Source organism: Gibbsiella greigii (assembly GCF_039540155.1).
Taxonomy (GTDB): domain Bacteria; phylum Pseudomonadota; class Gammaproteobacteria; order Enterobacterales; family Enterobacteriaceae; genus Gibbsiella; species Gibbsiella quercinecans.
Genome location: NZ_BAABEM010000052.1, coordinates 1 through 24,303, shown reverse-complemented (window position 1 = coordinate 24,303; position 24,303 = coordinate 1). Strand labels below are relative to the sequence as shown.

Sequence of the window (24,303 nt, the reverse complement as noted above, 5' to 3'; positions counted from 1 at the left end):
GCATGACGTTACGAGGAAATCGCGATGACAGCACAGTCACCTTATTTGTCGTTCCACGGGATAGGCAAGGTGTTTCCGGGCGTTAAGGCGCTGGATGACATCAGCTTTGCCTGCCATGCCGGCCAGATCCATGCGCTGATGGGTGAGAACGGGGCCGGCAAATCCACGCTATTGAAGATTCTGAGCGGCAACTATACACCCACCCAAGGGGAGATCCGCATTAACGGGCAGGCGGTGCGTTTCAACAATACCACCGACGCCCTGAATGCCGGCGTGGCCATTATTTATCAGGAGCTGCATTTGGTGCCGGAAATGACGGTCGCCGAGAATATTTACCTCGGCCAGTTGCCGCATAAAGCCGGGCTGGTGAATTATTCGCTGCTGCGTTATGAAGCGAAACTGCAACTAGAGCATCTCGGGCTGGATATCGATCCGGACACCCCGCTGAAATACCTGTCTATCGGCCAGTGGCAAATGGTCGAAATCGCCAAGGCGCTGGCGCGCAACGCCAAAATCATCGCGTTTGACGAACCGACCAGTTCGCTGTCGGCGCGGGAGATCGAACAGCTGTTTCGGGTTATCCGCGAACTGCGCAGCGAAGGGCGGGTCATTTTGTATGTGTCGCACCGCATGGAGGAGATTTTCGCGCTGAGCGACGCCATCACCGTCTTCAAGGACGGGCGCTATGTGCGGACGTTTGACGATATGCAGCAGGTTAATCATGAAAAACTGGTGCAGGCGATGGTGGGCCGCCAACTGGGCGACATCTTCGGCTACCAGCCGCGGCCGCTCGGCGCCGCGCGCCTGACGCTAAACGCGGTGAAAGCGCCCGGCGTGAAAGCGCCGATTTCCTTCAGCGTGCAAGCCGGGGAAATCGTTGGGCTGTTTGGCCTGGTGGGCGCGGGGCGCAGCGAACTGATGAAAGGCCTGTTCGGCGCGACCCGCATTACCGCCGGCGAGGTGCTGCTGGACGGCAAAAAGTTGACGCTCCGCTCGCCCGCCGATGCGATCCGCCAGGGGGTGATGCTGTGCCCGGAAGATCGTAAGGCCGAAGGCATTATCGCCGTACACTCGGTGCGCGAGAACATCAATATCAGCGCGCGGCGCAGGAACTTAAAGGCCGGCTTTGTGATTAATAACCCGTGGGAAGCGGAAAACGCGGAAAAACGCATCCAGGCGTTGAATATCAAAACGCCGTCGGCCGCCCAGCTCATCATGAACCTGTCGGGGGGAAACCAGCAGAAGGTGATCCTGGGGCGCTGGTTATCGGAAGAGATGAAGGTCATTTTGCTGGATGAACCGACGCGCGGTATAGACGTCGGCGCACGGCATGAAATCTATCACGTCATTTATCAGTTGGCCAAGCAAGGCATTGCCGTGCTGTTTGCGTCAAGCGATTTACCCGAAGTGCTCGGACTGGCCGACCGCATTATCGTTATGCGCGAGGGCATGATTTCCGGCGAGTTGCAGCACGATGAGGCCACTGAGCAGAAAGCGCTGAGTCTGGCAATGTTACGTACCCCGGATATTGCGTCCGCGGTAGCCTGATTGCGAAGGAGCACTGAACATGTCCACTGTTACCACAACGCCTGAAAAACCAAAACGGCATATAGGGGTTTCCCGTATCTGGGATAATTACGGCATGCTGGTGGTGTTTGCCGTGCTGTTCCTGGCCTGCGTATTGTTTGTGCCGAACTTTTCCAGCTTTATTAATATGAAAGGGCTGGGGCTGGCGATCTCCATGTCGGGCATGGTGGCCTGCGGCATGCTGTTTTGCCTGGCCTCCGGCGATTTTGATCTGTCGGTGGCTTCCATTATCGCCTGCGCCGGCGTCACCACGGCGGTGGTGATTAATATGAGCGAAAGCCTGTGGCTCGGCGTCGGCGCCGGGCTGCTGCTGGGGATGGGGTTCGGGCTGATTAACGGCTTCGTGATCGCCCGTCTGAAAATCAATGCTCTGATCACCACCCTGGCCACGATGCAAATCGCCCGTGGCCTGGCCTATATCATTTCCGATGGTAAGGCGGTGGGGATCGAAGATGAGCGTTTTTTTGCGCTGGGCTACGCTAACTGGCTGGGATTGCCGGCGCCGATTTGGATCACCGTCGCCTGCCTGATTCTGTTCGGCCTGCTACTGAATAAAACCACCTTCGGGCGCAATACGCTGGCTATCGGCGGCAACGAGGAAGCGGCCCGGTTGGCTGGCGTGCCGGTCGTTCGTACCCGTATCATTATTTTCGCCTTGTCTGGCCTGGTCTCGGCCGCGGCCGGCATCATTCTGGCTTCGCGTATGACCAGCGGCCAGCCGATGACCTCGCTGGGCTATGAGCTGATCGTGATTTCCGCCTGTGTGCTGGGCGGGGTTTCGCTGAAAGGTGGGATTGGCAAAATTTCGTATGTCGTCGCCGGGGTGCTGATTTTGGGCACGGTGGAAAATGCCATGAACTTGCTGAATATTTCCCCGTTCGCGCAGTACGTGGTGCGCGGGGTGATTCTACTGGCGGCGGTGATTTTTGACCGCTACAAACAGCTGGCGAAGAAAACGATCTGACAAGGCGGAATTCAACAGCTAATTCCGCGCGCAGCGCAGTGCTCTGGCCGCCCGGCCAGAGTTTTCTGGCGCCCATAAGAAAACGGAGCGTAACCTTTCGGTTATCGCTCCGTTACTCGCTGATATATCAGCTAAATTTGGCTGGGGTACGAGGATTCGAACCTCGGAATGCCGGAATCAGAATCCGGTGCCTTACCGCTTGGCGATACCCCAAAAGATGGTGGCTACGACGGGATTTGAACCTGTGACCCCATCATTATGAGTGATGTGCTCTAACCAGCTGAGCTACGTAGCCATAATACTTCGTACTACTTTGATTTGCAAGCTGTTTATGATGGCTGGGGTACCTGGATTCGAACCAGGGAATGCCGGTATCAAAAACCGGTGCCTTACCGCTTGGCGATACCCCATCAGCTTAGCAAACCTTCCTGCTGAACCCCCTTTCCATGAAAAGATGGCTGGGGTACCTGGATTCGAACCAGGGAATGCCGGTATCAAAAACCGGTGCCTTACCGCTTGGCGATACCCCATCAGCAGAATATGCAACAACCAGTGATGAAGAGAGTGGTGCGGGAGGCGAGACTTGAACTCGCACACCTTGCGGCGCCAGAACCTAAATCTGGTGCGTCTACCAATTTCGCCACTCCCGCAAAAAGATGGTGGCTACGACGGGATTCGAACCTGTGACCCCATCATTATGAGTGATGTGCTCTAACCAACTGAGCTACGTAGCCATCTTTTTCGCGCTGCCTTCATCAGCGTTGCGGGGCGCATTATGCGTATATGACCGATTTGCGTCAACAAGTTTTTTCCCGAAAAAGCCACCGCCGCTGCCGTTTGTCTGGCTTGTGAACAGTATGGTGATAAAAACAGCAGTTAGGGTGTTTGCCGGGCAAAAGTGCAATAAAAAGGCGAACCTGGAGGTTCGCCTTGTGGGTAACGCCAGCCTGCTTATTGGTAGGCAGACTGGTGCACGCCAACCGCACGGCCGGATGGATCGTCCATTTTCTTAAAGGACTCATCCCATTCAATTGCCTTGGCGGAAGAACAAGCCACTGATGGGCCGCCAGGCACGCATTCTGCCGCGCTTGGCAGCGGGAACAGCTCTTCAAAAATTTCGCGGTACAGGTAGCCTTCTTTTGAGGTCGGCGTGTTGTACGGGAAACGGAAATGTGCGTTTTCAAGCTGTTGATCGGTGATTTGCTTCGCAGCCACTTCTTTCAGCGTGTCAATCCAGCTGTAGCCAACGCCGTCGGAGAACTGTTCTTTCTGGCGCCAAACCACGTTGGAAGGCAGATAAGACTCAAAGCATTCGCGCAGGATGTGTTTTTCCATTTTGCCGTTGCCGCACATTTTGTCCTGCGGGTTGATGCGCATCGCAACGTCGAGGAATTTTTTATCCAGGAACGGTACGCGCGCTTCCACGCCCCAGGCTGACATGGCCTTGTTGGCACGGGCGCAGTCGAACATATGCAGCGCCTGCAGTTTACGCACGGTTTCTTCATGCAGTTCTTTGGCGTTTGGCGCCTTGTGGAAATACAGATAACCGCCAAACACTTCGTCCGAACCTTCGCCAGACAGCACCATTTTGATGCCCATCGCCTTGATTTTACGCGACATCAGGTACATCGGCGTTGAGGCGCGGATGGTCGTGACGTCGTAGGTTTCGATGTGGTAAATCACATCGCGGATAGCGTCCAGCCCTTCCTGCACGGTGAAGTGAATTTCATGGTGCACGGTGCCCAGATGGTTGGCCACTTCCTGCGCGGCGCGCAGATCCGGTGAGCCTTCCAGCCCAACGGCGAAGGAGTGCAACTGCGGCCACCAGGCTTCGCTACGCTCTGCATCTTCAACGCGGCGCGCGGCATATTTTTTGGTGATCGCGGAAATGACCGATGAATCCAGCCCACCCGACAGCAACACGCCGTACGGCACGTCGGACATCAGGTGGCTTTTCACGGACTCTTCCAGCGCATCACGCAGTTCGTTGGCGTCGGTGACGTTGTCTTTGACGTTTTCGTAATCGAACCAGTCGCGCTGATAGTAGGAGCGAATTTCACCGTCCTGGCTCCACAGGTAGCTGCCCGCCGGGAATTCTTTGATTGTGCGGCAGATTGGCACCAGCGCTTTCATTTCGGAAGCGACATACAGGGTGCCGTTTTCGTCGTAACCCATGTACAGCGGGATGATACCCAGGTGGTCACGGCCGATCAGGTAAGCGTCTTTTTCACTGTCGTACAGGGCGAAAGCGAACATGCCCTGCAGTTCGTCAAGGAATTCCGGGCCTTTTTCCTGATACAGCGCGAGGATCACTTCGCAGTCGGAGCCGGTTTGGAATGCATAGCGTTCGCTCAGTTGCTGGCGCAGCGCCTGGTGGTTGTAGATTTCACCGTTAACCGCCAGCACGTGGGTGTGAGCGGCGTTGTATAAAGGTTGCGCACCGTTGTTAACGTCAACGATGGACAGGCGTTCATGCGCAAGAATGGCTTTATCGCTGGCATATACGCCAGACCAGTCTGGGCCGCGGTGGCGCATCAGGCGCGACATTTCCAGCGCTGTTTTGCGCAGTTCTGTGGGATCGGATTTCAGATCAAGCGCGCCAAAGATAGAACACATACAAACTCTCCTAACGACTTTTCGTGGTGTTATTTATAGCAGCATTGCCGTTTTACACCTGTCATATTTCAAGCTGTACAAGCGTTGGCTTGTGATTGGAATTATTCAGGCTATGCCAGGGTATCTGGCGGTATGGCTGCGTTGTGTTTATGAAAATGCGTCAAAAGGGCCGGTAGATGCAAGCGTTTTAACGCCGGCCGGAAAAATAGTTGTTGGCGGGGGGAATAAAATTAACGGATCTTCATTTTTAAACGCCTAAAGTTAGCGAATATTCAATTTTCATCCGGATGCGTCTTTTTTATACAAAGCGAATCGGGCGTTTGTTGAAATGGTATTTTGCGCCGTCTGGGCGGCATAAAGGCAGCTTTTGGGAACGGAGGGGAGGCTAAGGCGGCGTATGGCCGCCCTGGCGGATTTGCCTGGCGGCGCGGCCGCCGGGTAATCAGAAAATAGTGATATCGCTAACGGATGGGAATATGTAGCTGGGGCGAAACGGCATGGTTTCCACATCGTTGAGGGTAGAAACCCCAGACAACACCAGCACGGTTTCCAGCCCGGCCTGGAAGCCCGCCAGAATATCGGTGCGCAGGTTGTCGCCGACGATCACCGTGTCTTCCGAATGGGCCTGCATCTTATTGAGCGCGGCACGGATAATCCACGGGCTGGGTTTGCCGACGTAGAATGGCACGCGGCCGGTGATTTTTTCAATCGGGGCGCACAGCGCGCCGCAGGCGGGAACAAAACCATGGCCGTGGGTATCCGGATTGGTGGCGATAAAGCGGGCGCCGTTATTCACGAAATAGGCCGCCTTGTGCATCATATCCCAGTTATAGGAACGGGTTTCCCCAACGATGACAAAATCCGGGTTGATGTCGGTAATGGTAAAGCCGGCCTTGTACAGCTCGTGGATCAGCGCGCCTTCCCCCACCACATAGGCTTTTTTACCTTCCTGGCGGCGCAGGAAATCGGCGGTAGCCATGGCGGAGGTATAAAACGCGCTTTCCGGCACCTCCAGCCCGGCAGCGGCAAAGCGGTTTGCCAAATCTTGCGCGGTCTGGGAAGGATAGTTGGTCAGAATAACCAGCGGCATACCCTGTTCCTGAATACGCGCTAAAAACAGATCGGCGCCCGGGATGGCCGTATTGTCATGCATCAGTACGCCGTCGATGTCACAGATAACGTTTTTTATGGTCATTGTTTGCGGTTCTCATAATAGCAGCAGGGCAAGGCGTGAAAATAACATGCCTTGCCGCGTGAAGGATCAGCTTTCCAGCAGCCGCTGTAATAGCACGCCGTTGAGCATGGCCCGCTTAACCAGCGCAAAAGCGCCAATGGCGGATTGATGGTTGAGTTCGGAGGTGACTATCGGCAGATTTTTGCGGAACTCTTTCAGCACCTGAGTATTTACGCAGCTTTGAATAGCCGGCAACAATACTTTCTCGGCTTCGGTAATTTCGCCGGCGATCACCACTTTCTGTGGGTTGAACAGGTTAATGGCGATCGCCACGGCTTTGCCCAGATCGCGGCCGACGTGTTCGATCACTTCACTGGCCAGCAGATCGCTGCGGTTGGCGGCCTTGCAGATAGCGCTGATGTTGCAGTCGTCCAGCGTCAGTTTGCTCGGGTAACCCTGTGTCAGCAGGTTGCGCACCCGGTGTTCGATGGCGGCATTGGCGGCCACGGTTTCCAGGCAGCCGAAGTTGCCGCAGTGGCAGCGCTCGCCGAGGGGATCGATCTGGATATGGCCGATCTCGCCGACGTTGCCGTTGGTGCCGAGGAAGATCTGCCCATTGACGATAATCCCGGCGCCGGTGCCGCGGTGCAGCCGCACCAGAATGGAATCTTCGCAGTCGCGCGTGGCGCCAAAGTAGTGCTCTGCCAGCGCCAGGCTGCGGATATCGTGGCCGACAAAGCTGGTGACGTTAAAACGCTGCTGCAGGTTATCCACCAGCGCCCAGTTATTCACACTGATATGCGGCATATAGCGCACCACGCCCTGCACCGGATCAACCAGGCCGGGCAAAATAACGGCAATGGCGATCAGTTCGCGCAGCTTGCGCTGGTAGCTTTCAATAAATTGAGCGATGGCGGCAAACAGCGCGTGTTCCAGCGTCTCTTGCGTGCGCTCGGGCAGCGCATAGTGCTCTTCGCCCAGCGATTTGCCGCTCATGTCGTACAGGGTAATCGTGGCGTCGTAGCGGCCAAGCCGCACGGCAATGGTATGGAAATAGCGGGTTTCCGTTACGATAGAGATCGCGCGGCGCCCGCCGGTAGAGGCTTGCTGATCAACTTCTTTGATCAGCCCGCGCTCCAGCAACTGGCGAGTAATTTTAGTGACGCTGGCGGGGGCAAGCTGGCTCAGTTCGGCAATTTGAATACGCGAGATCGGGCCTTGCTGGTCGATCAGGCGGTAAACGGCGGCGCCGTTGAGCTGTTTAACTAAATCAATATTACCTATTTGTGCCTGGCCACCGGTGCTCATCAATAATGTTACTCGCTGTTCATTAATTACACCTCGTTACCGTTAACGAGAGTCTTGGTGATTTTATAATCACGGGTAAACGCGGTCAGGTTAGCGACCTTGCCGGCCTCGACGGTGCCTAAGCGATGAGCCACGCCGATGGCGCGGGCCGGATATAGCGTTGCCATCCGCAGCGCTTCATCCAGCGCGATGCCGATATGTTCCACGCTGTTTTGCACCGCTTGAATCATGGTCAGCGCAGACCCGCTCAGGGTGCCGTTGGCGTCTACGCAAATTCCGTCGCGATAGTATATTGTTTTACCGGCGAAAATAAATTGATCAATATCGGCTCCTGCCGGAGCAGTCGCGTCGGTGACCAGCACCAATTTATCACCTTTAATACGTTTAGCGTTACGGATACTCGCCCAGGCCACGTGATGGCCGTCGGCGATGATGCCGGTATAGACCTCTGGCGTATCAAAAACCGCGCCGATCAGGCCCGGTTCGCGGCCGGTGATATAAGGCATGGCGTTGTACAAATGGGTGGCGAAAGAGATGCCCGCGGCAAAGCCGGCCCGAGCTTCGGCGTAGGTGGCGTTGGCATGGCCGGCGGAAACGATGATGCCGGCTTCAGACAACTGGCGGATAAAGTGCGGCTCGACCATTTCCGGTGCCAGCGTGATTTTACTGATGGCATCGGCATGGGCGCACAGGTAATCCACCATCTGGCTCTCGGGCTTGCGGATAAACGCCGGGTTGTGGGTGCCTTTTTTCACCGGATTGAGGTATGGCCCCTCCAGGTGCAGGCCCAGTGCCTGATTCGGGTGTTTTTTCAGATAGGCACGCATCACTTCGATGCCGTGCTTCATAAATTCGTCACTGCAGGTGATCAGCGTGGGCAGATAGCTGGTGCAGCCGGATTTTTCATTGGCGCGCTGCATGATTTCCAGCGTTTCAACCGAGATGGCTGCCAGCGAATCGTTAAACTGCACGCCGCCGCAGCCGTTAAGCTGAACGTCAATGAAACCGGGGGCTAGGATGGCGCCACCCAGATCGCGCGTTTCGATCCCGGCGGGCAACTGGTCTTGTGGGCAGACCCGTTCAATCAGGCCATCAGCAATGACAACCGCGTGGTCATCAAGCACATCGTGGCCGGTGTAGATACGGCCGTGGGTTAAAGCGAACATGTTGCCCCCTGCAGAGATTAAATATTTTTCATGTTTTCCGCTTCTAACGCGCGGAAATATTTAACGGTTTTGACTTTCAATTCCATGGTGGAAGGCTCGTCGCAAACCATAACGGCTTTGGCATGCAACTGCAGGCAACTGATCGTCCACAGGTGGTTGATATTGCCTTCCACCGCGGCCGCCAGCGCTTGTGCTTTGGCATGGCCGGTAACCAGAATCATCACTTCTTCGGCATCCAGCAGCGTGCCGACGCCTACGGTCAGGGCATATTTAGGCACCAGATTGACATCGCCGCCAAAGAAGCGTGAGTTGGCAATGCGGGTCTCTTCGGTCAATGTCTTGATGCGGGTGCGAGATGCCAGGGATGAGGCCGGCTCGTTAAACGCAATGTGCCCATCAACGCCGACGCCGCCCATAAACAGGTGAATCTTACCGTAAGATTTGATTTTCTCTTCATAGCTACGGCACTCGGCGTCCACATCCGGCGCATTACCATTCAGCAGATTGATATTTTCGCGCGGGATATCAATGTGATCAAATAAATTACGGTACATGAAGGTGTGATAGCTTTCCGGGTGCTCTTGCGGCAGACCAACATATTCATCCATATTGAAGGTCACCACATGTTTGAAGCTGACTTCGCCGGCTTTGTGCATGGCGATCAGGTGTTTGTATGCTTCCAGCGGCGTACCGCCGGTGGGCAGCCCAAGAACGAACGGGCGCTCTGCGGTGGGCTTGAACGCGTTGATGCGTTGCACAATATGGCGTGCCGCCCATTTGCCGACTTGTACGGTATCTTGTAGTGGTATCAGTCTCATCATACACCTCTGTAAGTAAACTAAAACGGTAGCGAAACGGGCCTGGACAGGAGCTCTAAGCGTAACTCAGCCTGATGGCTCCTGTATGAATCACCGCATGCTTTGATTTTTTGAATCATAAAATAAGTTTTGTGTTGTGGCTAGCAATACGGTTATAAAAGACTCATTATTAGTGATGTGCATCACAAATAATGAGGTTTTAATTTGCGATGAAAAATATTCTTTTTACACTCGGTGCGAGTAATGCATGCCACGGAGTTTTCCGAAAAAGTAGTGAGTAGCATCAATAACAACTAATAAGATTCCGCTCGCGGATCAGTAGGGGGAAAAGGTGAACATTCTTAGTTATTTACAAAAAGTAGGCCGGGCGCTGATGGTGCCGGTTGCCACGCTACCGGCAGCCGCAATCCTGATGGGGGTGGGGTATTGGATCGATCCCGTCGCTTGGGGGGGCGATAATGCGTTTGCCGCATTGTTGATCAAATCCGGTGCGGCCATCATCGAGCACATGGCCGTGCTGTTTGCCATTGGTGTGGCTTACGGCATGTCGAAAGACAAAGACGGCGCCGCCGCGCTGACCGGCTTTGTCGGCTTTCTGGTGCTGACCACCCTGTGTTCACCTGCCGCCGTCTCAATGATCCAAAAAATCCCGGTCGAGCAGGTGCCAGCCGCGTTCGGTAAAATAGAAAACCAGTTCGTTGGTATTCTGGTGGGGGTGATCTCGGCAGAGATATACAACCGCTTCAGCGGCGTTGAATTGCCGAAGGCGTTGTCCTTCTTCAGCGGCCGCCGTCTGGTGCCGATCCTGATCTCTTTCCTGATGATCCTCGTTGCTTTTATCCTGATGTATGTCTGGCCGATGATCTTCAACGCGTTGGTGAACTTCGGTGAGCACATTCAGAAACTGGGCGCGGCGGGCGCTGGTATTTATGCCTTCTTCAACCGCCTGTTGATCCCGGTTGGTCTGCACCATGCGCTGAACTCGGTATTCTGGTTTGACGTCGCCGGCATTAACGATATCCCTAACTTCCTCGGCGGCCAGCAGTCCATTGATGCCGGCAAAGCGGTGGTGGGCATTACCGGCCGCTATCAGGCGGGCTTCTTCCCGATCATGATGTTCGGCCTGCCGGGGGCGGCGCTGGCGATTTATCACTGCGCCCGCCCGGAGAATAAGGCGAAAGTGGCCGGGATTATGCTGGCTGCCGGCTTTGCAGCCTTCTTTACCGGCATCACCGAGCCGCTTGAGTTTTCCTTCATGTTTGTGGCCCCGGTGCTGTATGTGATCCACGCCGTGCTGACCGGGATTTCAGTGTTCATCGCCGCCAGCATGCATTGGATTTCCGGCTTTGGCTTCAGCGCCGGGCTGGTGGATATGATGCTGTGGGTGCGCAACCCGCTGGCAACCCACTGGTATATGCTGATCCCGCAAGGGCTGGTGTTCTTCGTCATTTACTATCTGGTGTTCCGCTTCACCATTACCCGGTTCAACCTGATGACGCCGGGGCGTGAATTGGCGGCTACCGGTGATGAAAGCGACGGTTATGATGTGAATGTGGATAACAGCGCCAATCGGGATGAAAGTGAAACCTCCGCGCTGGCTCGCCGCTATGTTTCCGCCATCGGCGGTAGCGATAACCTGACGGGGATTGATGCCTGTATCACCCGTCTGCGCCTAAATGTGAAAGATTCTGCGCTGGTTAATGATGGCCTGGCGAAACGCCTGGGCGCTTCCGGGGTGATCCGTTTGAACAAGCAGAGCGTGCAGATCATTGTCGGTACCCGTGCCGAACTGATCGCCAGCGCGATGCGCAGCGTTATTTCCGCCGGCCCGGTTGCCGCCGCGGTTGCACCAGTGGCGGCTGAACCCGCCACCCAGGCCAAACCGCAAGCGGTGCCGAATACGCCGAAAGCAGCGTTCCAGCGCTTGCTGGCGCCGATCACCGGTGAGGTGGTGCCGTTGGAGCAGGTGCCGGATGAAGCCTTTGCCAGCAAAGCGGTGGGGGAAGGCGTTGCCATTCGCCCAACCGATAAAACCGTCGTGGCGCCGGCAGACGGCACCGTGGTGAAAATCTTCAACACCGATCATGCGTTTTGCCTGGAAACCGATAAAGGCGCCGAGATTGTCGTCCATATCGGCATTGATACCGTGGCGCTGAACGGCCAGGGCTTTAAACGCCTGGTGCAGGAAGGCGAGAAGGTGAAAGCCGGCCAGCCGGTTCTGGAGCTGGATCTGGCTTTCCTGAATGCCAACGCACGCTCAATGGTGAGCCCGGTGATCGTCAGCAACATTGAAGACTATGCCGGCCTGGCCGAATTGGCCAGCGGGCAGGTGGTGGCCGGCCAGACCCCGCTGTTCGAGATCCAAAAATAAGGCGTAAAGCCAGGGCGCGCTATCGCACATAGCGAAAAACAGCCTGGATAATGAGGCGGGAAGAGAGCGATCTCTTCCCGCTTTTCTTATGGAAGAGCGGCACAAATGCCAGGCTGTAGCTCTCTTAAGCATGAGGTGGCCGCAACCTGCGCTTTTCGTGAAACTAACGGTTGTTTCCGGGCGTGGCTTGTTAGATCATAGGCGGTTATATGTCGCGTTTTGTCTTTGAGGAAGAGAACAATGAGTGAGGCTGAAGCCCGCCCAACCAACTTTATCCGCCAGATCATTGATGAAGATCTGGCTTCAGGGAAGCACACCACGGTTCATACCCGCTTCCCGCCTGAACCTAATGGCTATCTGCATATTGGCCATGCGAAGTCTATTTGCCTGAACTTTGGCATCGCCAGGGATTATCACGGCCAGTGCAATCTGCGCTTTGACGACACGAACCCGGTTAAGGAAAACGTGGAGTTTGTTGAGTCAATCAAGCGCGACGTGGAATGGCTGGGCTTCACGTGGAGCGGCGACGTTTGCTATTCCTCGAACTATTTCGATCAGTTGTACGGTTATGCAGTGGAGTTGATCACCAAGGGCCTGGCTTACGTTGATGAACTGTCGCCTGAACAAATCCGTGAATACCGCGGCACCCTGACGGCTCCGGGTAAAAACAGCCCGTACCGCGATCGCAGCGTGGATGAGAACCTGGCGCTGTTTGAAAAAATGCGCCAGGGTGAATTTGCTGAAGGCACGGCGTGCCTGCGTGCCAAAATTGATATGGCATCGCCGTTCATTGTAATGCGCGATCCGGTGCTGTACCGCATTAAGTTCGCCCATCACCACCAGACCGGCGACAAATGGTGCATCTATCCGATGTACGATTTCACCCACTGCATTTCCGATGCGCTGGAAGGGATCACGCATTCGCTGTGTACGCTGGAATTCCAGGATAACCGCCGCCTGTATGACTGGGTGCTGGATAACATCACCATCGCGTGCCACCCACGGCAGTACGAGTTTTCGCGCCTCAATCTTGAGTACGCGATTATGTCCAAGCGCAAGCTGAACCAACTGGTGACGGAAAACATCGTGGAAGGGTGGGACGATCCGCGTATGCCGACCGTTTCCGGTCTGCGCCGCCGTGGTTATACCGCGGCATCGATCCGTGAGTTCTGCCAGCGGATAGGCGTTACTAAGCAAGATAACAACGTGGAAATGGTGGCGTTGGAATCCTGCATCCGGGACGATCTTAACGAGAACGCGCCGCGCGCCATGGCGGTATTGGATCCGGTGAAAGTGGTCATCGAGAACAAGGGCGAAGATGTTGAGATGGTCACCATGCCTAACCATCCGAATAAACCGGAAATGGGCAGCCGTGAGGTGCCATTCAGCCGTGAGATCTATATCGATCGCGCGGATTTCCGTGAAGAAGCCAACAAGCAGTACAAGCGTCTGGTGCTGGGTAAAGAAGTGCGCCTGCGTAACGCCTACGTGATTAAAGCCGAACGCGTTGAGAAAGACGAGCAGGGGAACATTACCACCATCTATTGCAGCTATGATGCGCAAACGCTGAGCAAAGATCCGGCCGATGGCCGCAAGGTGAAAGGGGTGATCCACTGGGTGTCTGTGGCGCACGCGCTGCCGGCGGAAATTCGCCTGTACGATCGCCTGTTCAGTGTGCCGAACCCTGGCGCGGCAGAGGATTTCCTCTCGACCATTAACCCGGAATCGCTGGTGATCAAACAAGGTTTCGTTGAGCCAAGCCTGGCTGGCGCTGTGCCGGAAAAAGCCTACCAGTTTGAGCGCGAAGGTTACTTCTGCGCAGATAGCCGCGATGCTTCGGCCACGCACCTGGTGTTTAACCGCACCGTCGGCCTGCGTGATACCTGGGCGAAAGCCGCAGTGTGAGTTTTTCTTCAGTGGTGAAAAAGCGCGGCGTAGGCCGCGCTTTTTTTATGTTTATGCCGAACATTCGCGGCTATTTTCGTTCATTCCCACCGCATACACTGCCTTGTGTTATTTATTTTCATTACGAATTAACTGTATTTCCCTTGCAAGCAAGCCGGAGCTGAGGCGGTGTTTCTTTAGCGCAATGCGTTCACTCTGATTATGTTTGGCGTGATAAAAATTATTTTATAATCAAAATATTATTTATCTATCTGTCATTTGGTGCTGCGTCACATAAATGGTTACCTGCTGACACACTAATATGTGCTCTTGGTCATATTTTGATAAAAATTGCGCCGATCCCCTTTGATAATTTTCATCGCGAAAGTAGTCTGAGATCTGCATGACATTGCGCGGCGTACTGTTCAACGATGTATTCGCCGCACGTTTAACCGCAAGAGGGATTTTGTATGGAGCAAAAGGATGTGCGGCGCAGAGCGCTGGTGCTGGTGTTGGCCAGTGCCGCAGGCGGCGGTTGTGTGGCCCCGGCCAGCGTGCAGGCCACGGGGTTTATCGATGATGCGTCGCTGACTGGCGGGGTGTACTACTGGCAGCGCCAGCGCGATCGCAAAGATGTTACCGACGGCGATCAATATAAAACCAACCTTTCCCACGCCACATGGAACGCCAATCTTGATTTCGCCTCCGGCTATGCTGCCGATATGTTCGGCATCGATCTGGCGGTCTTCACCGCCGTTGAGATGGCGGAATCCAGCGCGAGCGGCCACCCGAATGAAATCGCTTTTTCTTCGAGGAACCGCACTTACGCTGAAGATTATAGCGGCGACAAGAGCGGCGTTAGCCTGTATAAGGCGGCGGCGAAGTTCAAATCAGGCCCGCTCTGGGCGCGCGCCGGTTATATTCAGCCCAGCGGGCAAACGTTGCTGGCGCCACACTGGAGCCTGTTGCCCGGCACCTATCAGGGGGCGGAAGCCGGGGCCGAGTTTGATTACGGCGATGCCGGGGAACTGCGTTTTTCCTATATGTGGGCCAACAAGTACAAGGCCCCGTGGCACACCGAAATGGACGATTTCCGCCAGAACGACAAAAAAACCGCGGTTGCCTACCTGCACTCCTTCGGGGCGAAATATGACTTTAAAAACAACCTGGTGCTGGAAGCCGCCTTCGGCCAGGCCCAGGGCTATGTAAACCAGTATTTCACCAAGGCCAGCTACCAGTTTTCCGTGGCGGGCAACCCACTGACCACCAGTTATCAGTTCTATGGGGCTGAAGATCGCATCGGCAATAAAAGCGATGCCAACAGCATCTATGACGGGCTGGCCTGGCTGCAGGCGCTGACCTTCGGCTATACCACCGGCCCGTTCAACTGGCGCTTGGAAGGCACCATGGTTAAGGCCGAGGGCAACCAGGGGTATTTCCTGCAGCGCATGACGCCGACCTACGCGTCTTCCAACGGCCGTCTTGATATCTGGTGGGATAACCGTTCCGATTTTAACGCCAACGGTGAAAAAGCCGTCTACGCCGGCGTGATGTATGACCTGAAGAACTGGGATCTGCCCGGTTGGGCGGTGGGCGGCTCGTATGTTTACGCTTGGGATGCCAAGCCCAGCACCAACCCGATTTACGATCAGAGCCAACGGCTCAGGGAAAGTGCCTATAGCCTTGATGCGATGTACACCGTGCAGGAAGGGCGCGTCAAAGGCGCACAGTTCAAGCTGCACTTCACCCGTTATAACAACCACTCGGATATTCCAAGCTGGAGCGGGGGCTACGGCAACATTTTCCAGGATGAGAAAGACGTCAAATTCATAGTGATTGTGCCGTTTACGCTGCTGTAAAGCATCCCGGCAGGGAAAGGCGCGATTGGCAATATTGCAGACTGATTAAGGATGAGCTGAAAATGAATAAATTTACGGTGAGAGCGCTGGCGGCGCTGATGGCAACGGTGGGCTTTGGGGCGGCGGCGCAGGCGCCTGCCGGGCAGGCGGTGGTTGATCAACTGAGCCAGCTTAAGGTTAATTACCGCATCGTGGATAATCGTGCGGGAGAGCATGGCGTAGACTGCGCCAAGCTGGGGGCGGATTGGGCGGCGTGTAACCAGGCGGTGCTTACCCTAATCAACGATGGCGCAGCGATAAAAGAAAAGGATTGGGCCATCTATTTTCACAGCATCCGTCAGATCCTGAAGGTGGATAGCGATCAGTTTAAAATTACCTTTATCACCGGCGATTTACATAAGCTGGAGCCGACGGATAAATTCACCGGCTTCCCGGCTGGGGGGCGCGTGGAGATCCCGCTGGTGGGGGAATACTGGCAATTGTTCAACAGCGACGTGATGCCGCGCTGGTATGCCACCTCCGGCAACGCCAAGCCGAAGGTGCTGGTGAACACCGATACTGAAGATTTGCACCGGTTCCTGACGCCGTTAAGCGGCGATCAATGGAAACGCACCCAACATGATAACAACATCCTGATGACGCCGGCGACGCGCTTTACGAAAAACGCGGCGTTAAGCCGCCTGCCGGCCACGGCGCTGCGCGGGCAGATGATCCCAACGCCGCTGCAGGTGACGATTGATCCCACTCGGGATGCCGATCTTAGCCAGGGCGTTGCGCTGGCGCTTGGCGCATTGGCGGCACCGGCAGCCAGCGCTGTCACCCAGCGTTTCGAACAGCTTGGCATCCCCCAGCGTGCGGGTGGTTATCCGATCACAACCGCGATTGATCCGCACGCCTTCAGCGGCGCCGAGGCAGTGCCGGGAGCGTATACGCTGGCGATGGGTGAAAAATCCGCGCAGATTACCGGCATTGATGAGGCGGGCGTATTTTATGGCTTGCAGTCTGTTCTTTCGCTGCTGCCCGCCGATGGCGACAAAAAAATCGCCGTGCTGACGGCCCGCGATGCGCCGCGTTTTCAATACCGCGGCGTGTTCCTGGACGTTGGGCGCAATTTCCACACCAAAGATGCGGTTCTGCGCTTATTGGACCAGATGGCGGCCTATAAGCTGAATAAATTCCATTTTCACCTGAGCGACGACGAAGGCTGGCGCATTGAAATTCCCGGCCTGCCGGAGTTAACCGAGGTGGGGGGCAAGCGCTGCCACGATCTGACAGAAACAACGTGCCTGTTGCCCCAGTTGGGCTCCGGGCCGAACAGCAATAATAACGGTTCCGGCTTTTTCACCCGTGGCGACTATATCGACATCGTAAAATATGCCCAGGCGCGCCAGATTGAAGTGATCCCGGAAATTGACATGCCGGCGCACGCCCGTGCGGCGGTGGTGGCGATGGAAGCCCGCTACCAAAAGCTGCACGCCGAAGGCAAGGAACAGGCCGCTGGCGAGTATCGCCTGCTGGATCCTACCGATGACTCCAATACCACATCGGTACAGTTTTACGATCGCCACAGCTATCTGAACCCTTGCTTGCCGTCGTCCACGCACTTTGCCGATAAGGTGATTGGCGAGATCGCTTTGATGCATAAAGAGGCGGGCCAACCGCTGACCACCTGGCATTTTGGTGGTGATGAAGCAAAAAATATCCGCTTGGGCACCGGCTATACCGATATCCGCCATCCGGAGCCAGGCAAAGGTATGGTCGATCTCAGCAAAGAGGACAAACCCTGGGCGAAATCGCAGGTTTGCCAGGCGATGATCGCGCAAGGCAAGGTGCAGGATATGGCGCACCTGCCGAGCTATTTCGCCATTGAGGTGAGCAAACGGGTTAACGCGCACGGCATCGAAAAAATGCAGGCCTGGCAAGATGGCCTGAAAGACGCGGAAAACGCCAAGGCGTTCGCCACCAAGCGCGTTGGCGTTAATTTCTGGGATACCCTGTACTGGGGCGGCTTCGACACCGCTAACGACTGGGCGAACAAGGGCTACGAGGTGACGATCTCCAACCCGGATTATGTCTACATGGATTTCCCGTACGAAGTTAACCCCAATGAACGCGGTTACTATTGGGCGGCACGCTTTAATGATGAACAGAAAATGTTCAGCTTTGCGCCGGACAACCTGCCGCAGAATGCGGAAACTTCGCGCGATCGCGACGGTGATGCCTTCAGCGCCAAGAGCGATAAGCCATGGCCTGGCGCATACGGGCTATCGGCACAGTCCTGGAGCGAAACCGTGCGTACCGACGAGCAGATGGAATATATGATTTTCCCGCGCGTCATTTCGGTGGCGGAGCGTGCGTGGCACCGCGCGGCCTGGGAGCTGGATTATCAGGCCGCGCGCGAATATAAAGGTGGCGAAACGCAGTTTGTCGATCGCGCGGCGCTGGATAAAGACTGGCTGCGCTTTGCCAATCTGTTAGGGCAGCGTGAGCTGGCCAAGTTGGATAAGGGCGGTATCCACTACCGCTTGCCGGTGCCTGGCGCGCGCATCGTTGATGGCAAACTGGAGGCCAATATCTCACTGCCGGGCCTGGGGATTGAATACTCCACCGACGGCGGCAAACAATGGCGGCGCTATGACGGCAGCGCCAAGCCGAACGTTTCCGCTGGGGTGCAAATCCGTGCCGTCAGCCCGGATGGTAAGCGCTTTAGCCGTAGCGAAATGGTGCAAGGGTAGTGACGCCAGCCCGCGCAGCGCGCGGGCTGCATACGCAGCCCATAAAAAAACAGCCGCATATACGGCTGTTTTTTTACGCTAGGGGCAAGCACCTGTTACTTTGCGTTGTGTATCGCGTCATCTTCACGGCAATCACCGGTTTCACAGTGCCCATACAGATACAGGCTGTGGTTGGTGAGTTTGATACCGTGCCTTTTGGCAATATCACGCTGGCGCGCTTCGATAAATTCGTCGCGGAATTCGATCACTTTGCCGCAGTCCAGGCAAATCAGGTGATCGTGGTGGTGTTGCTGAGTCAATTCAAATACGGATTTGCCGCCTTCAAAATTGTGGCGGGTGACGATACCGGCGTCGTCAAACTGGTTAAGCACGCGGTACACCGTGGCCAGGCCAATTTCTTCGCCCATATCTATCAATTTCTTATACAAATCTTCCGCACTGACGTGGTGGCATTCCGGATCCTGCAGCACTTCCAGGATTTTGAGTCGCGGAAGCGTGACTTTTAAGCCGGCCTTCTTCAATGCGGTGTTGTTGTCAGTCATGCGGATTCAGTCCTGTTACTATGCTAATCAAGTTGAGGCGTTCTCGCCTATGGCATCGGTCGGCACAAAGATATAATTGCGTCACATTATAGAACCGGTTGCGCTAAATGAAAACCGCCGGTTGTTAACAACGCTATATTTGCACTATTGCATTTTACATATGCAACGTCTTGATGAATGGGATAAACCGATGCCGCAGTTTACCGTGACGATGTGAGAAGTTACAAAATCGTAGCTTCTATTGCTTCAATTCATAATATCAATAATGACCCTGTTGACATTGCTACTATGCACGTTACAGGGCCATTATTCAACCGCCACCCACAAGGTTTAGTTGGCCAGTTCAGCCAGATTCAATTCTTCGCTGATCTGTTTGACCCAGGCGTCGACACGCTCGTTGGTCAACTCCGGCTGGCGGTCTTCATCGATGGCCAGGCCAATAAAATGATCATCATCCGCCAAACCCTTTGAGGCTTCGAAATGGTAGCCCTGGGTTGGCCAGTGGCCGACGATGGTGGCGCCGCGTGGTTCGATGATATCGCGGATGGTGCCCATCGCATCGCAGAAGTATTCTGCGTAGTCTTCCTGATCGCCGCAGCCGAACAGCGCGACCAGCTTACCGTTGAAGTCGATCTCTTCGAGCGTAGGGAAGAAGTCATCCCAATCGCACTGCGCTTCACCGTAGTACCAGGTTGGAATACCCAGCAGCAGGATGTCGAAGGCTTCCAGATCTTCCTTGCTGCTTTTGGCAATGTCGTGAACTTCAGCCACTTCTTTGCCCAATTGTTTTTGGATCATCTTGGCAATGTTTTCGGTATTACCAGTGTCGCTGCCAAAGAAAATGCCTACAGTTGCCATATAGCGTATAACCCTTTCAATTCAATAAAGTTGTGTCGCGATAAGACGCCGATGGCGATGCAGCGCTGGGCATCCCGTGCGCCATTTTCACGCTGTTTCTTACCGGTAAACGCCTATCATGCCAGAAATTTACCCGCAGGATTTATCGCATTTATGCGATGCCTATGGGGAAGAAAGCGGGAGCGATCCGGCGTTGTCCTTAACGCCTGCGCCGCGCGCCAGGGCGGCAAGATCAGAGTTCTGGCTGTTCTTCCGCCAGTTTAGCCAACAGCATTTGCTCAATGAGTTCGCTGCGGCTGATGTTGCGCTGGTCCGCCAGTTTGTTCAGAGCGTCTACCGCGTCCGCATTGATTTTCAGCTCCACACGCCGCAAGCCACGAACCTTATCGCGCCGTAACTGATTGCGCTTGTTGATCCTAAGCTGTTCATTGCGGGAAAGCGGGTTAGTTTTCGGGCGCCCCGGACGGCGTTCATCTGCGAACAGATCCAGCGTTGTGCGATCCGTTTGTTCTTTAGCCATTGTTGCGGTAACTGCAAGGGAGTTTGTATCAAAAAGCGCTTACGCGCCTTTGGACGGTTCGGTTTACATTTTGTCGGGCCAATCAACCCTAACCCAAAATTCGCCCCCCAGCCTGGCGCCGGTTAAAACGCGGGGCTTAGGCGGCAAAATTACAGCGCGCCATATTACCCCAGCAGGTAGAGCAACGACAATGCTTAACTGCGGTACAAACGCGCTAAGCGCTTATCTTTAGCGCGTTTTTCCGCCAATTGGTTCAGGCAGGGCCGATAAACCGATTAATTGCTTTTAATACCGCCTGCGGTTTTTCGGCGTGAACCCAGTGGCCGCTGCCGGCGACGACATAGGCACGGGCCTGCGGAAACTGGCGGGTGATTTCATCACGGTAGCTGTCTTGTATATAGGGTGATAGCCCACCGCGGATAAACAGCACCGGGTGTGGCCAGGCGGGCACATCCTGCCAACCGAGAATTGCCGCGTATTGTTGAATCAGCACCGGCAGGTTAAAACGCCAGGCACCGTTGTGAAACGATTTCAGCAGGAACTGAATGACGCCTTCTTCTTCAATATAATCACGCATCAGCAAGGTGGCCTCACGCCGCTGGGCCACGTTGGCGTTGGCCACCGTCTGCAGCGCGGCGAAAATTTTGTCATGGCGGCGGGTATCGTAGGCCACCGGGGCGATGTCGATAACCACCAGTTTTTCAATCCGTTCCGGCGCTATCGCCGTTAACGCCATCGCCGCCTTGCCGCCCATTGAATGACCGATGACGATGGCCTTTGCTACCGAAAGTTCGTCCATCAGGGCCAGCAGATCCTGCGCCATGGCTGGATAAGACATCTCCTCTGCGTGAGGGGAAAGCCCATGATTACGCAGATCGACTTTTATTACCGTGTGCTGTTGGCACAAATCGCGCGCCAGCACGCCCAGATTGTCGAGATCGCCAAACAGACCGTGGATCAAAATAATCGGCAGTGCTGCCGGTGCATCCGCCGGTGCCGCCAAGCGTTGATAATGTAATTTCATGGTGAAGTTGATGATTTATGGATACCAAGATTAGGGTATCATGATTGAATCAGGTTGGTCTTCCCAATGAATAACGTGGGTTTTTCATGGTAAGGCGTGGCGTTTGCCTCCGGTGGCGATAGGTAATAATCTGCTTTTGCTGCCAGATGGAACAATATTGTGTCCGCCCCTGCGCTTTTAACTTTATAATCCCATGGCTTGAATGCAGAACCTGGCTTCAGGCTTTAAGTAGAAAAAAACGTACTGGATAAAGATGAAAACTATTGAAGTCGACGAAGAACTTTACCGCTATATTGCCAGCCACACGCAACATATTGGTGAAAGCGCGTCTGATATTTTACGGCGTATGTTGAAGTTCACTGCGGGGCAGCCAGTGCGCGCTGTGCCAGTGGGCGGCAGCGCAGCGGCGGAGCCAGAGAAAAATGCGGCGCAATCGCGCCCGCGCGATCGCGTGCGTGCCATGCGCGAGCTGTTGCTGTCGGACGAATATGCCGAGCAGAATAAAGCCGTCAACCGTTTTATGCTGGTACTTTCCACTCTGTATACCCTGGATGCAGCGGGCTTCGCCGCCGCAACCGAAGCATTGCATGGCCGTACCCGTATTTACTTTGCCGGCGATCAGCAAACCCTGCTGGCAAATGGTACGCATACCAAACCGAAACACGTTCCAGGTACGCCATACTGGGTGATCACCAATACCAATACCGGCCGCAAGCGCAGCATGGTTGAACATATCATGCTGGCCATGCAGTTCCCGGCGGAACTGACTGAGAAAGTTTGCGGGACTATCTAATTTAGCGAACAGCCTGACCGGTGGCCGTGCGCAGTTGTTTGCCCGGTGGCCGGGAGGGTACAGGGAGATATGCCGATGGCGAACAACCCACGTGCCGGGCAACTTGCTCAGCAAAGCGATTTGATTAACGTAGCCCAACTGGCCTCGCAGTATTATGTGCTGCAGCCGGAGGTGGGCAATGCCGCCCATGCGGTTAAGTTCGGTACTTCAGGTCACCGTGGCAGCGCTCAACGCCACAGCTTCAACGAAGCTCACATTCTGGCGATTGCTCAGGCGATAGCGGAAGTGCGCCATCAACAAGGCATTACCGGCCCTTGCTACGTGGGGAAAGATACCCATGCGCTGTCGGAACCGGCATTTATTTCCGTGTTGGAAGTGCTGACCGCGAACGGTGTTGATGTGATCGTGCAGGAAAACAACGGTTTCACACCGACGCCGGCGATTTCCAATGCCATTTTGGTGCACAACCGCGACGGCGGCGCGCTGGCGGATGGCATCGTTATCACGCCTTCGCACAACCCGCCGGAAGACGGCGGCATTAAATACAATCCGCCAAACGGTGGGCCGGCGGACACCAACCTGACCTCGGTGATCGAAAAACGCGCCAATGAACTGCTGGCGCAGCAGTTGAAAGGCGTGGCGCGCCAGTCATTGGACAAAGCCTGGCAAAGCGGCCATCTGCACGCGCAGGATTTGGTGCAGCCGTATGTCGAAGGGCTGGTTAATATCGTCGATATGCCGGCCATCCAGCAGGCGGGGCTGAAGCTGGGCGTTGATCCGCTCGGCGGTTCGGGCATTGCCTACTGGCAGCGCATTGCCGAACATTACAAGCTGGATCTGACGCTGGTTAACGATTCGGTCGATCAAACTTTCCGCTTTATGCACCTGGATCACGACGGCATTATCCGTATGGATTGCTCATCGGAATCGGCGATGGCCGGTTTGCTGGCGCTGCGCGATAAGTTTGATCTGGCTTTCGCCAACGATCCGGACTACGACCGCCACGGCATCGTTACGCCGAAGGGCCTGATGAACCCGAACCATTACCTGGCGGTGGCCATTAACTACCTGTTCCAGCATCGCCCGCAGTGGGGGGCTGACGTCGCCGTAGGTAAAACGCTGGTGTCGAGCGCGATGATCGATCGCGTGGTGGCTGACCTGGGCCGCAAGCTGGTGGAAGTGCCAGTGGGCTTTAAGTGGTTCGTTGACGGCCTGTTTGACGGCAGCTTCGGCTTTGGTGGTGAAGAGAGTGCCGGTGCATCTTTCCTGCGCTTTGACGGCAAACCGTGGTCCACCGATAAAGACGGCATCATTATGTGCCTGCTAGCGGCGGAAATTACGGCGGTTACCGGCAAAAACCCACAGGCCCATTACGATGAGCTGGCCGCGCGTTTTGGCGCGCCGAGCTACAACCGTATTCAGGCGCCAGCGACCCATGCGCAGAAGGCCGTGTTGGCCAAGCTTTCGCCAGAAATGGTGAAGGCCAGCACGCTGGCCGGCGATCCGATCACGGCTCGCCTGACGGCTGCGCCAGGCAACGGTGCTGCAATCGGCGGCTTGAAGGTGATGACGGACAACGGCTGGTTCGCTGCACGCCCATCCGGCACGGAAGAGGCTTACAAAATCTATTGTGAGAGCTTCCTCGGGGCTGAACATCGCGAGAAGATCGAACACGAAGCGGTGAATATCGTCAGCGAAGTGCTGGCTTCAGCCAAGTAATAATGCCGGTGCGTGCCCTCACCCTAACCCTCTCCCACAGGGAGAGGGGACAAAAACGCATGGCCTGATAATACAACGCTTTATCGTTACCCCCGGCGCCATGGGAAAGGAACAAAACCAGCCCCTGGTAAAGCCACACCTCATGGCAATGCCGGTGCGCTCCCTTTCCTTGTGGGAGAGGGATGGGGTGAGGGGATCTCGTTGTGCAAACGGTGCGGCAGAATATTGCCGCACTTTTTTGTCGATGGAAAACCCCCAGCTAGGCTGGGGGTTCCGGAAAGCTTTCAGCTTTAAGCCAGTTATTAAAACCCCTTTTGATTTGTTAAAACATCTTGCGGTCTGGCAACTGCAAAAGTTCAACAAGA

General features: G+C 55.3%; 18 protein-coding genes and 6 tRNA genes. 9 read left to right on the top strand and 15 right to left on the bottom strand.

Annotated elements, in window-relative coordinates; genetic code table 11:
- The first annotated feature begins 24 nt into the window (after positions 1 to 24).
- Complete coding sequence (gene araG, locus AC559G_RS23785; RefSeq protein ID WP_498915115.1) at positions 25 to 1,548, top strand: L-arabinose ABC transporter ATP-binding protein AraG; 1,524 nt, start codon at positions 25 to 27, stop codon at positions 1,546 to 1,548.
- 19 nt (positions 1,549 to 1,567) lie between these two features.
- Positions 1,568 to 2,551, top strand: coding sequence for an L-arabinose ABC transporter permease AraH (araH, locus tag AC559G_RS23780; protein WP_462615433.1), 984 nt, complete (start codon positions 1,568 to 1,570; stop codon positions 2,549 to 2,551).
- Positions 2,552 to 2,689: 138 nt separating this feature from the next.
- Here the strand turns inward: araH and AC559G_RS23775 are convergent.
- The 11 genes from AC559G_RS23775 to nagB all read right to left on the bottom strand — a co-directional run bounded on the left by AC559G_RS23775 (position 2,690) and on the right by nagB (position 9,633).
- A tRNA-Gln gene (locus AC559G_RS23775) sits at positions 2,690 to 2,764 on the bottom strand.
- A gap of 5 nt (positions 2,765 to 2,769) precedes the next feature.
- Positions 2,770 to 2,846: transfer RNA gene (locus tag AC559G_RS23770), tRNA-Met, on the bottom strand.
- A 40-nt stretch (positions 2,847 to 2,886) separates the two neighbouring features.
- Positions 2,887 to 2,961 (bottom strand) — tRNA-Gln (locus tag AC559G_RS23765).
- Positions 2,962 to 3,006: 45 nt separating this feature from the next.
- A tRNA-Gln gene (locus AC559G_RS23760) sits at positions 3,007 to 3,081 on the bottom strand.
- A 35-nt stretch (positions 3,082 to 3,116) separates the two neighbouring features.
- Positions 3,117 to 3,201 (bottom strand) — tRNA-Leu (locus AC559G_RS23755).
- A 7-nt stretch (positions 3,202 to 3,208) separates the two neighbouring features.
- Positions 3,209 to 3,285 (bottom strand) — tRNA-Met (locus tag AC559G_RS23750).
- A 217-nt stretch (positions 3,286 to 3,502) separates the two neighbouring features.
- Positions 3,503 to 5,167 carry an asparagine synthetase B gene (asnB, locus tag AC559G_RS23745; protein ID WP_498915113.1) on the bottom strand — a complete coding sequence of 555 codons (1,665 nt, stop codon included), beginning with the start codon at positions 5,165 to 5,167 and terminating at the stop codon, positions 3,503 to 3,505.
- 442 nt (positions 5,168 to 5,609) lie between these two features.
- Complete coding sequence (locus AC559G_RS23740) at positions 5,610 to 6,362, bottom strand: HAD-IIA family hydrolase (protein WP_095845459.1); 753 nt, start codon at positions 6,360 to 6,362, stop codon at positions 5,610 to 5,612.
- Positions 6,363 to 6,428: 66 nt separating this feature from the next.
- Positions 6,429 to 7,649 carry a DNA-binding transcriptional regulator NagC gene (nagC, locus tag AC559G_RS23735; RefSeq protein ID WP_438597454.1) on the bottom strand — a complete coding sequence of 407 codons (1,221 nt, stop codon included), beginning with the start codon at positions 7,647 to 7,649 and terminating at the stop codon, positions 6,429 to 6,431.
- A gap of 26 nt (positions 7,650 to 7,675) precedes the next feature.
- Positions 7,676 to 8,815, bottom strand: a complete 1,140-nt coding sequence (gene nagA / locus AC559G_RS23730; protein ID WP_498915111.1) for an N-acetylglucosamine-6-phosphate deacetylase — start codon at positions 8,813 to 8,815, stop codon at positions 7,676 to 7,678.
- A gap of 17 nt (positions 8,816 to 8,832) precedes the next feature.
- Complete coding sequence (gene nagB / locus AC559G_RS23725; RefSeq protein ID WP_498915306.1) at positions 8,833 to 9,633, bottom strand: glucosamine-6-phosphate deaminase; 801 nt, start codon at positions 9,631 to 9,633, stop codon at positions 8,833 to 8,835.
- Between the two features lie 331 nt (positions 9,634 to 9,964).
- Between nagB and nagE the strand changes: the two genes are divergently transcribed.
- From nagE to AC559G_RS23705, 4 genes are all read left to right on the top strand, one after another.
- Positions 9,965 to 12,004, top strand: coding sequence for a PTS sugar transporter subunit IIABC family protein (gene nagE / locus AC559G_RS23720; RefSeq protein ID WP_498915110.1), 2,040 nt, complete (start codon positions 9,965 to 9,967; stop codon positions 12,002 to 12,004).
- Positions 12,005 to 12,244: 240 nt separating this feature from the next.
- Complete coding sequence (gene glnS, locus AC559G_RS23715; RefSeq protein ID WP_498915109.1) at positions 12,245 to 13,909, top strand: glutamine--tRNA ligase; 1,665 nt, start codon at positions 12,245 to 12,247, stop codon at positions 13,907 to 13,909.
- A gap of 449 nt (positions 13,910 to 14,358) precedes the next feature.
- Positions 14,359 to 15,747, top strand: coding sequence for an OprD family porin (chiP, locus tag AC559G_RS23710; protein ID WP_498915108.1), 1,389 nt, complete (start codon positions 14,359 to 14,361; stop codon positions 15,745 to 15,747).
- A 62-nt stretch (positions 15,748 to 15,809) separates the two neighbouring features.
- Positions 15,810 to 18,482, top strand: a complete 2,673-nt coding sequence (locus AC559G_RS23705; protein WP_498915107.1) for a beta-N-acetylhexosaminidase — start codon at positions 15,810 to 15,812, stop codon at positions 18,480 to 18,482.
- A gap of 95 nt (positions 18,483 to 18,577) precedes the next feature.
- Here the strand turns inward: AC559G_RS23705 and fur are convergent, their stop codons facing one another.
- The 4 genes from fur to ybfF all read right to left on the bottom strand — a co-directional run bounded on the left by fur (position 18,578) and on the right by ybfF (position 21,426).
- Positions 18,578 to 19,024, bottom strand: coding sequence for a ferric iron uptake transcriptional regulator (gene fur, locus AC559G_RS23700; RefSeq protein ID WP_121553026.1), 447 nt, complete (start codon positions 19,022 to 19,024; stop codon positions 18,578 to 18,580).
- Positions 19,025 to 19,354: 330 nt separating this feature from the next.
- Positions 19,355 to 19,882 (bottom strand): flavodoxin FldA, encoded by a 528-nt coding sequence (gene fldA, locus AC559G_RS23695; RefSeq protein ID WP_095845450.1) that lies wholly within the window; start codon positions 19,880 to 19,882, stop codon positions 19,355 to 19,357.
- Between the two features lie 232 nt (positions 19,883 to 20,114).
- Positions 20,115 to 20,402 carry a LexA regulated protein gene (gene ybfE, locus AC559G_RS23690; protein ID WP_279027061.1) on the bottom strand — a complete coding sequence of 96 codons (288 nt, stop codon included), beginning with the start codon at positions 20,400 to 20,402 and terminating at the stop codon, positions 20,115 to 20,117.
- Positions 20,403 to 20,655: 253 nt separating this feature from the next.
- Positions 20,656 to 21,426, bottom strand: coding sequence for an alpha/beta fold hydrolase (gene ybfF / locus AC559G_RS23685; RefSeq protein WP_498915106.1), 771 nt, complete (start codon positions 21,424 to 21,426; stop codon positions 20,656 to 20,658).
- A 253-nt stretch (positions 21,427 to 21,679) separates the two neighbouring features.
- Between ybfF and seqA the strand changes: the two genes are divergently transcribed.
- From seqA to AC559G_RS23670, 3 genes are all read left to right on the top strand, one after another.
- Entirely contained in the window at positions 21,680 to 22,219 is a 540-nt protein-coding gene (seqA, locus tag AC559G_RS23680; RefSeq protein WP_498915105.1) for a replication initiation negative regulator SeqA, read from the top strand.
- Between the two features lie 75 nt (positions 22,220 to 22,294).
- Complete coding sequence (gene pgm / locus AC559G_RS23675) at positions 22,295 to 23,938, top strand: phosphoglucomutase (protein WP_498915104.1); 1,644 nt, start codon at positions 22,295 to 22,297, stop codon at positions 23,936 to 23,938.
- 100 nt (positions 23,939 to 24,038) lie between these two features.
- Positions 24,039 to 24,303, top strand: a 265-nt coding sequence (locus AC559G_RS23670; protein ID WP_498915103.1) for a hypothetical protein, incomplete at its 3' end; no start/stop codon positions are given.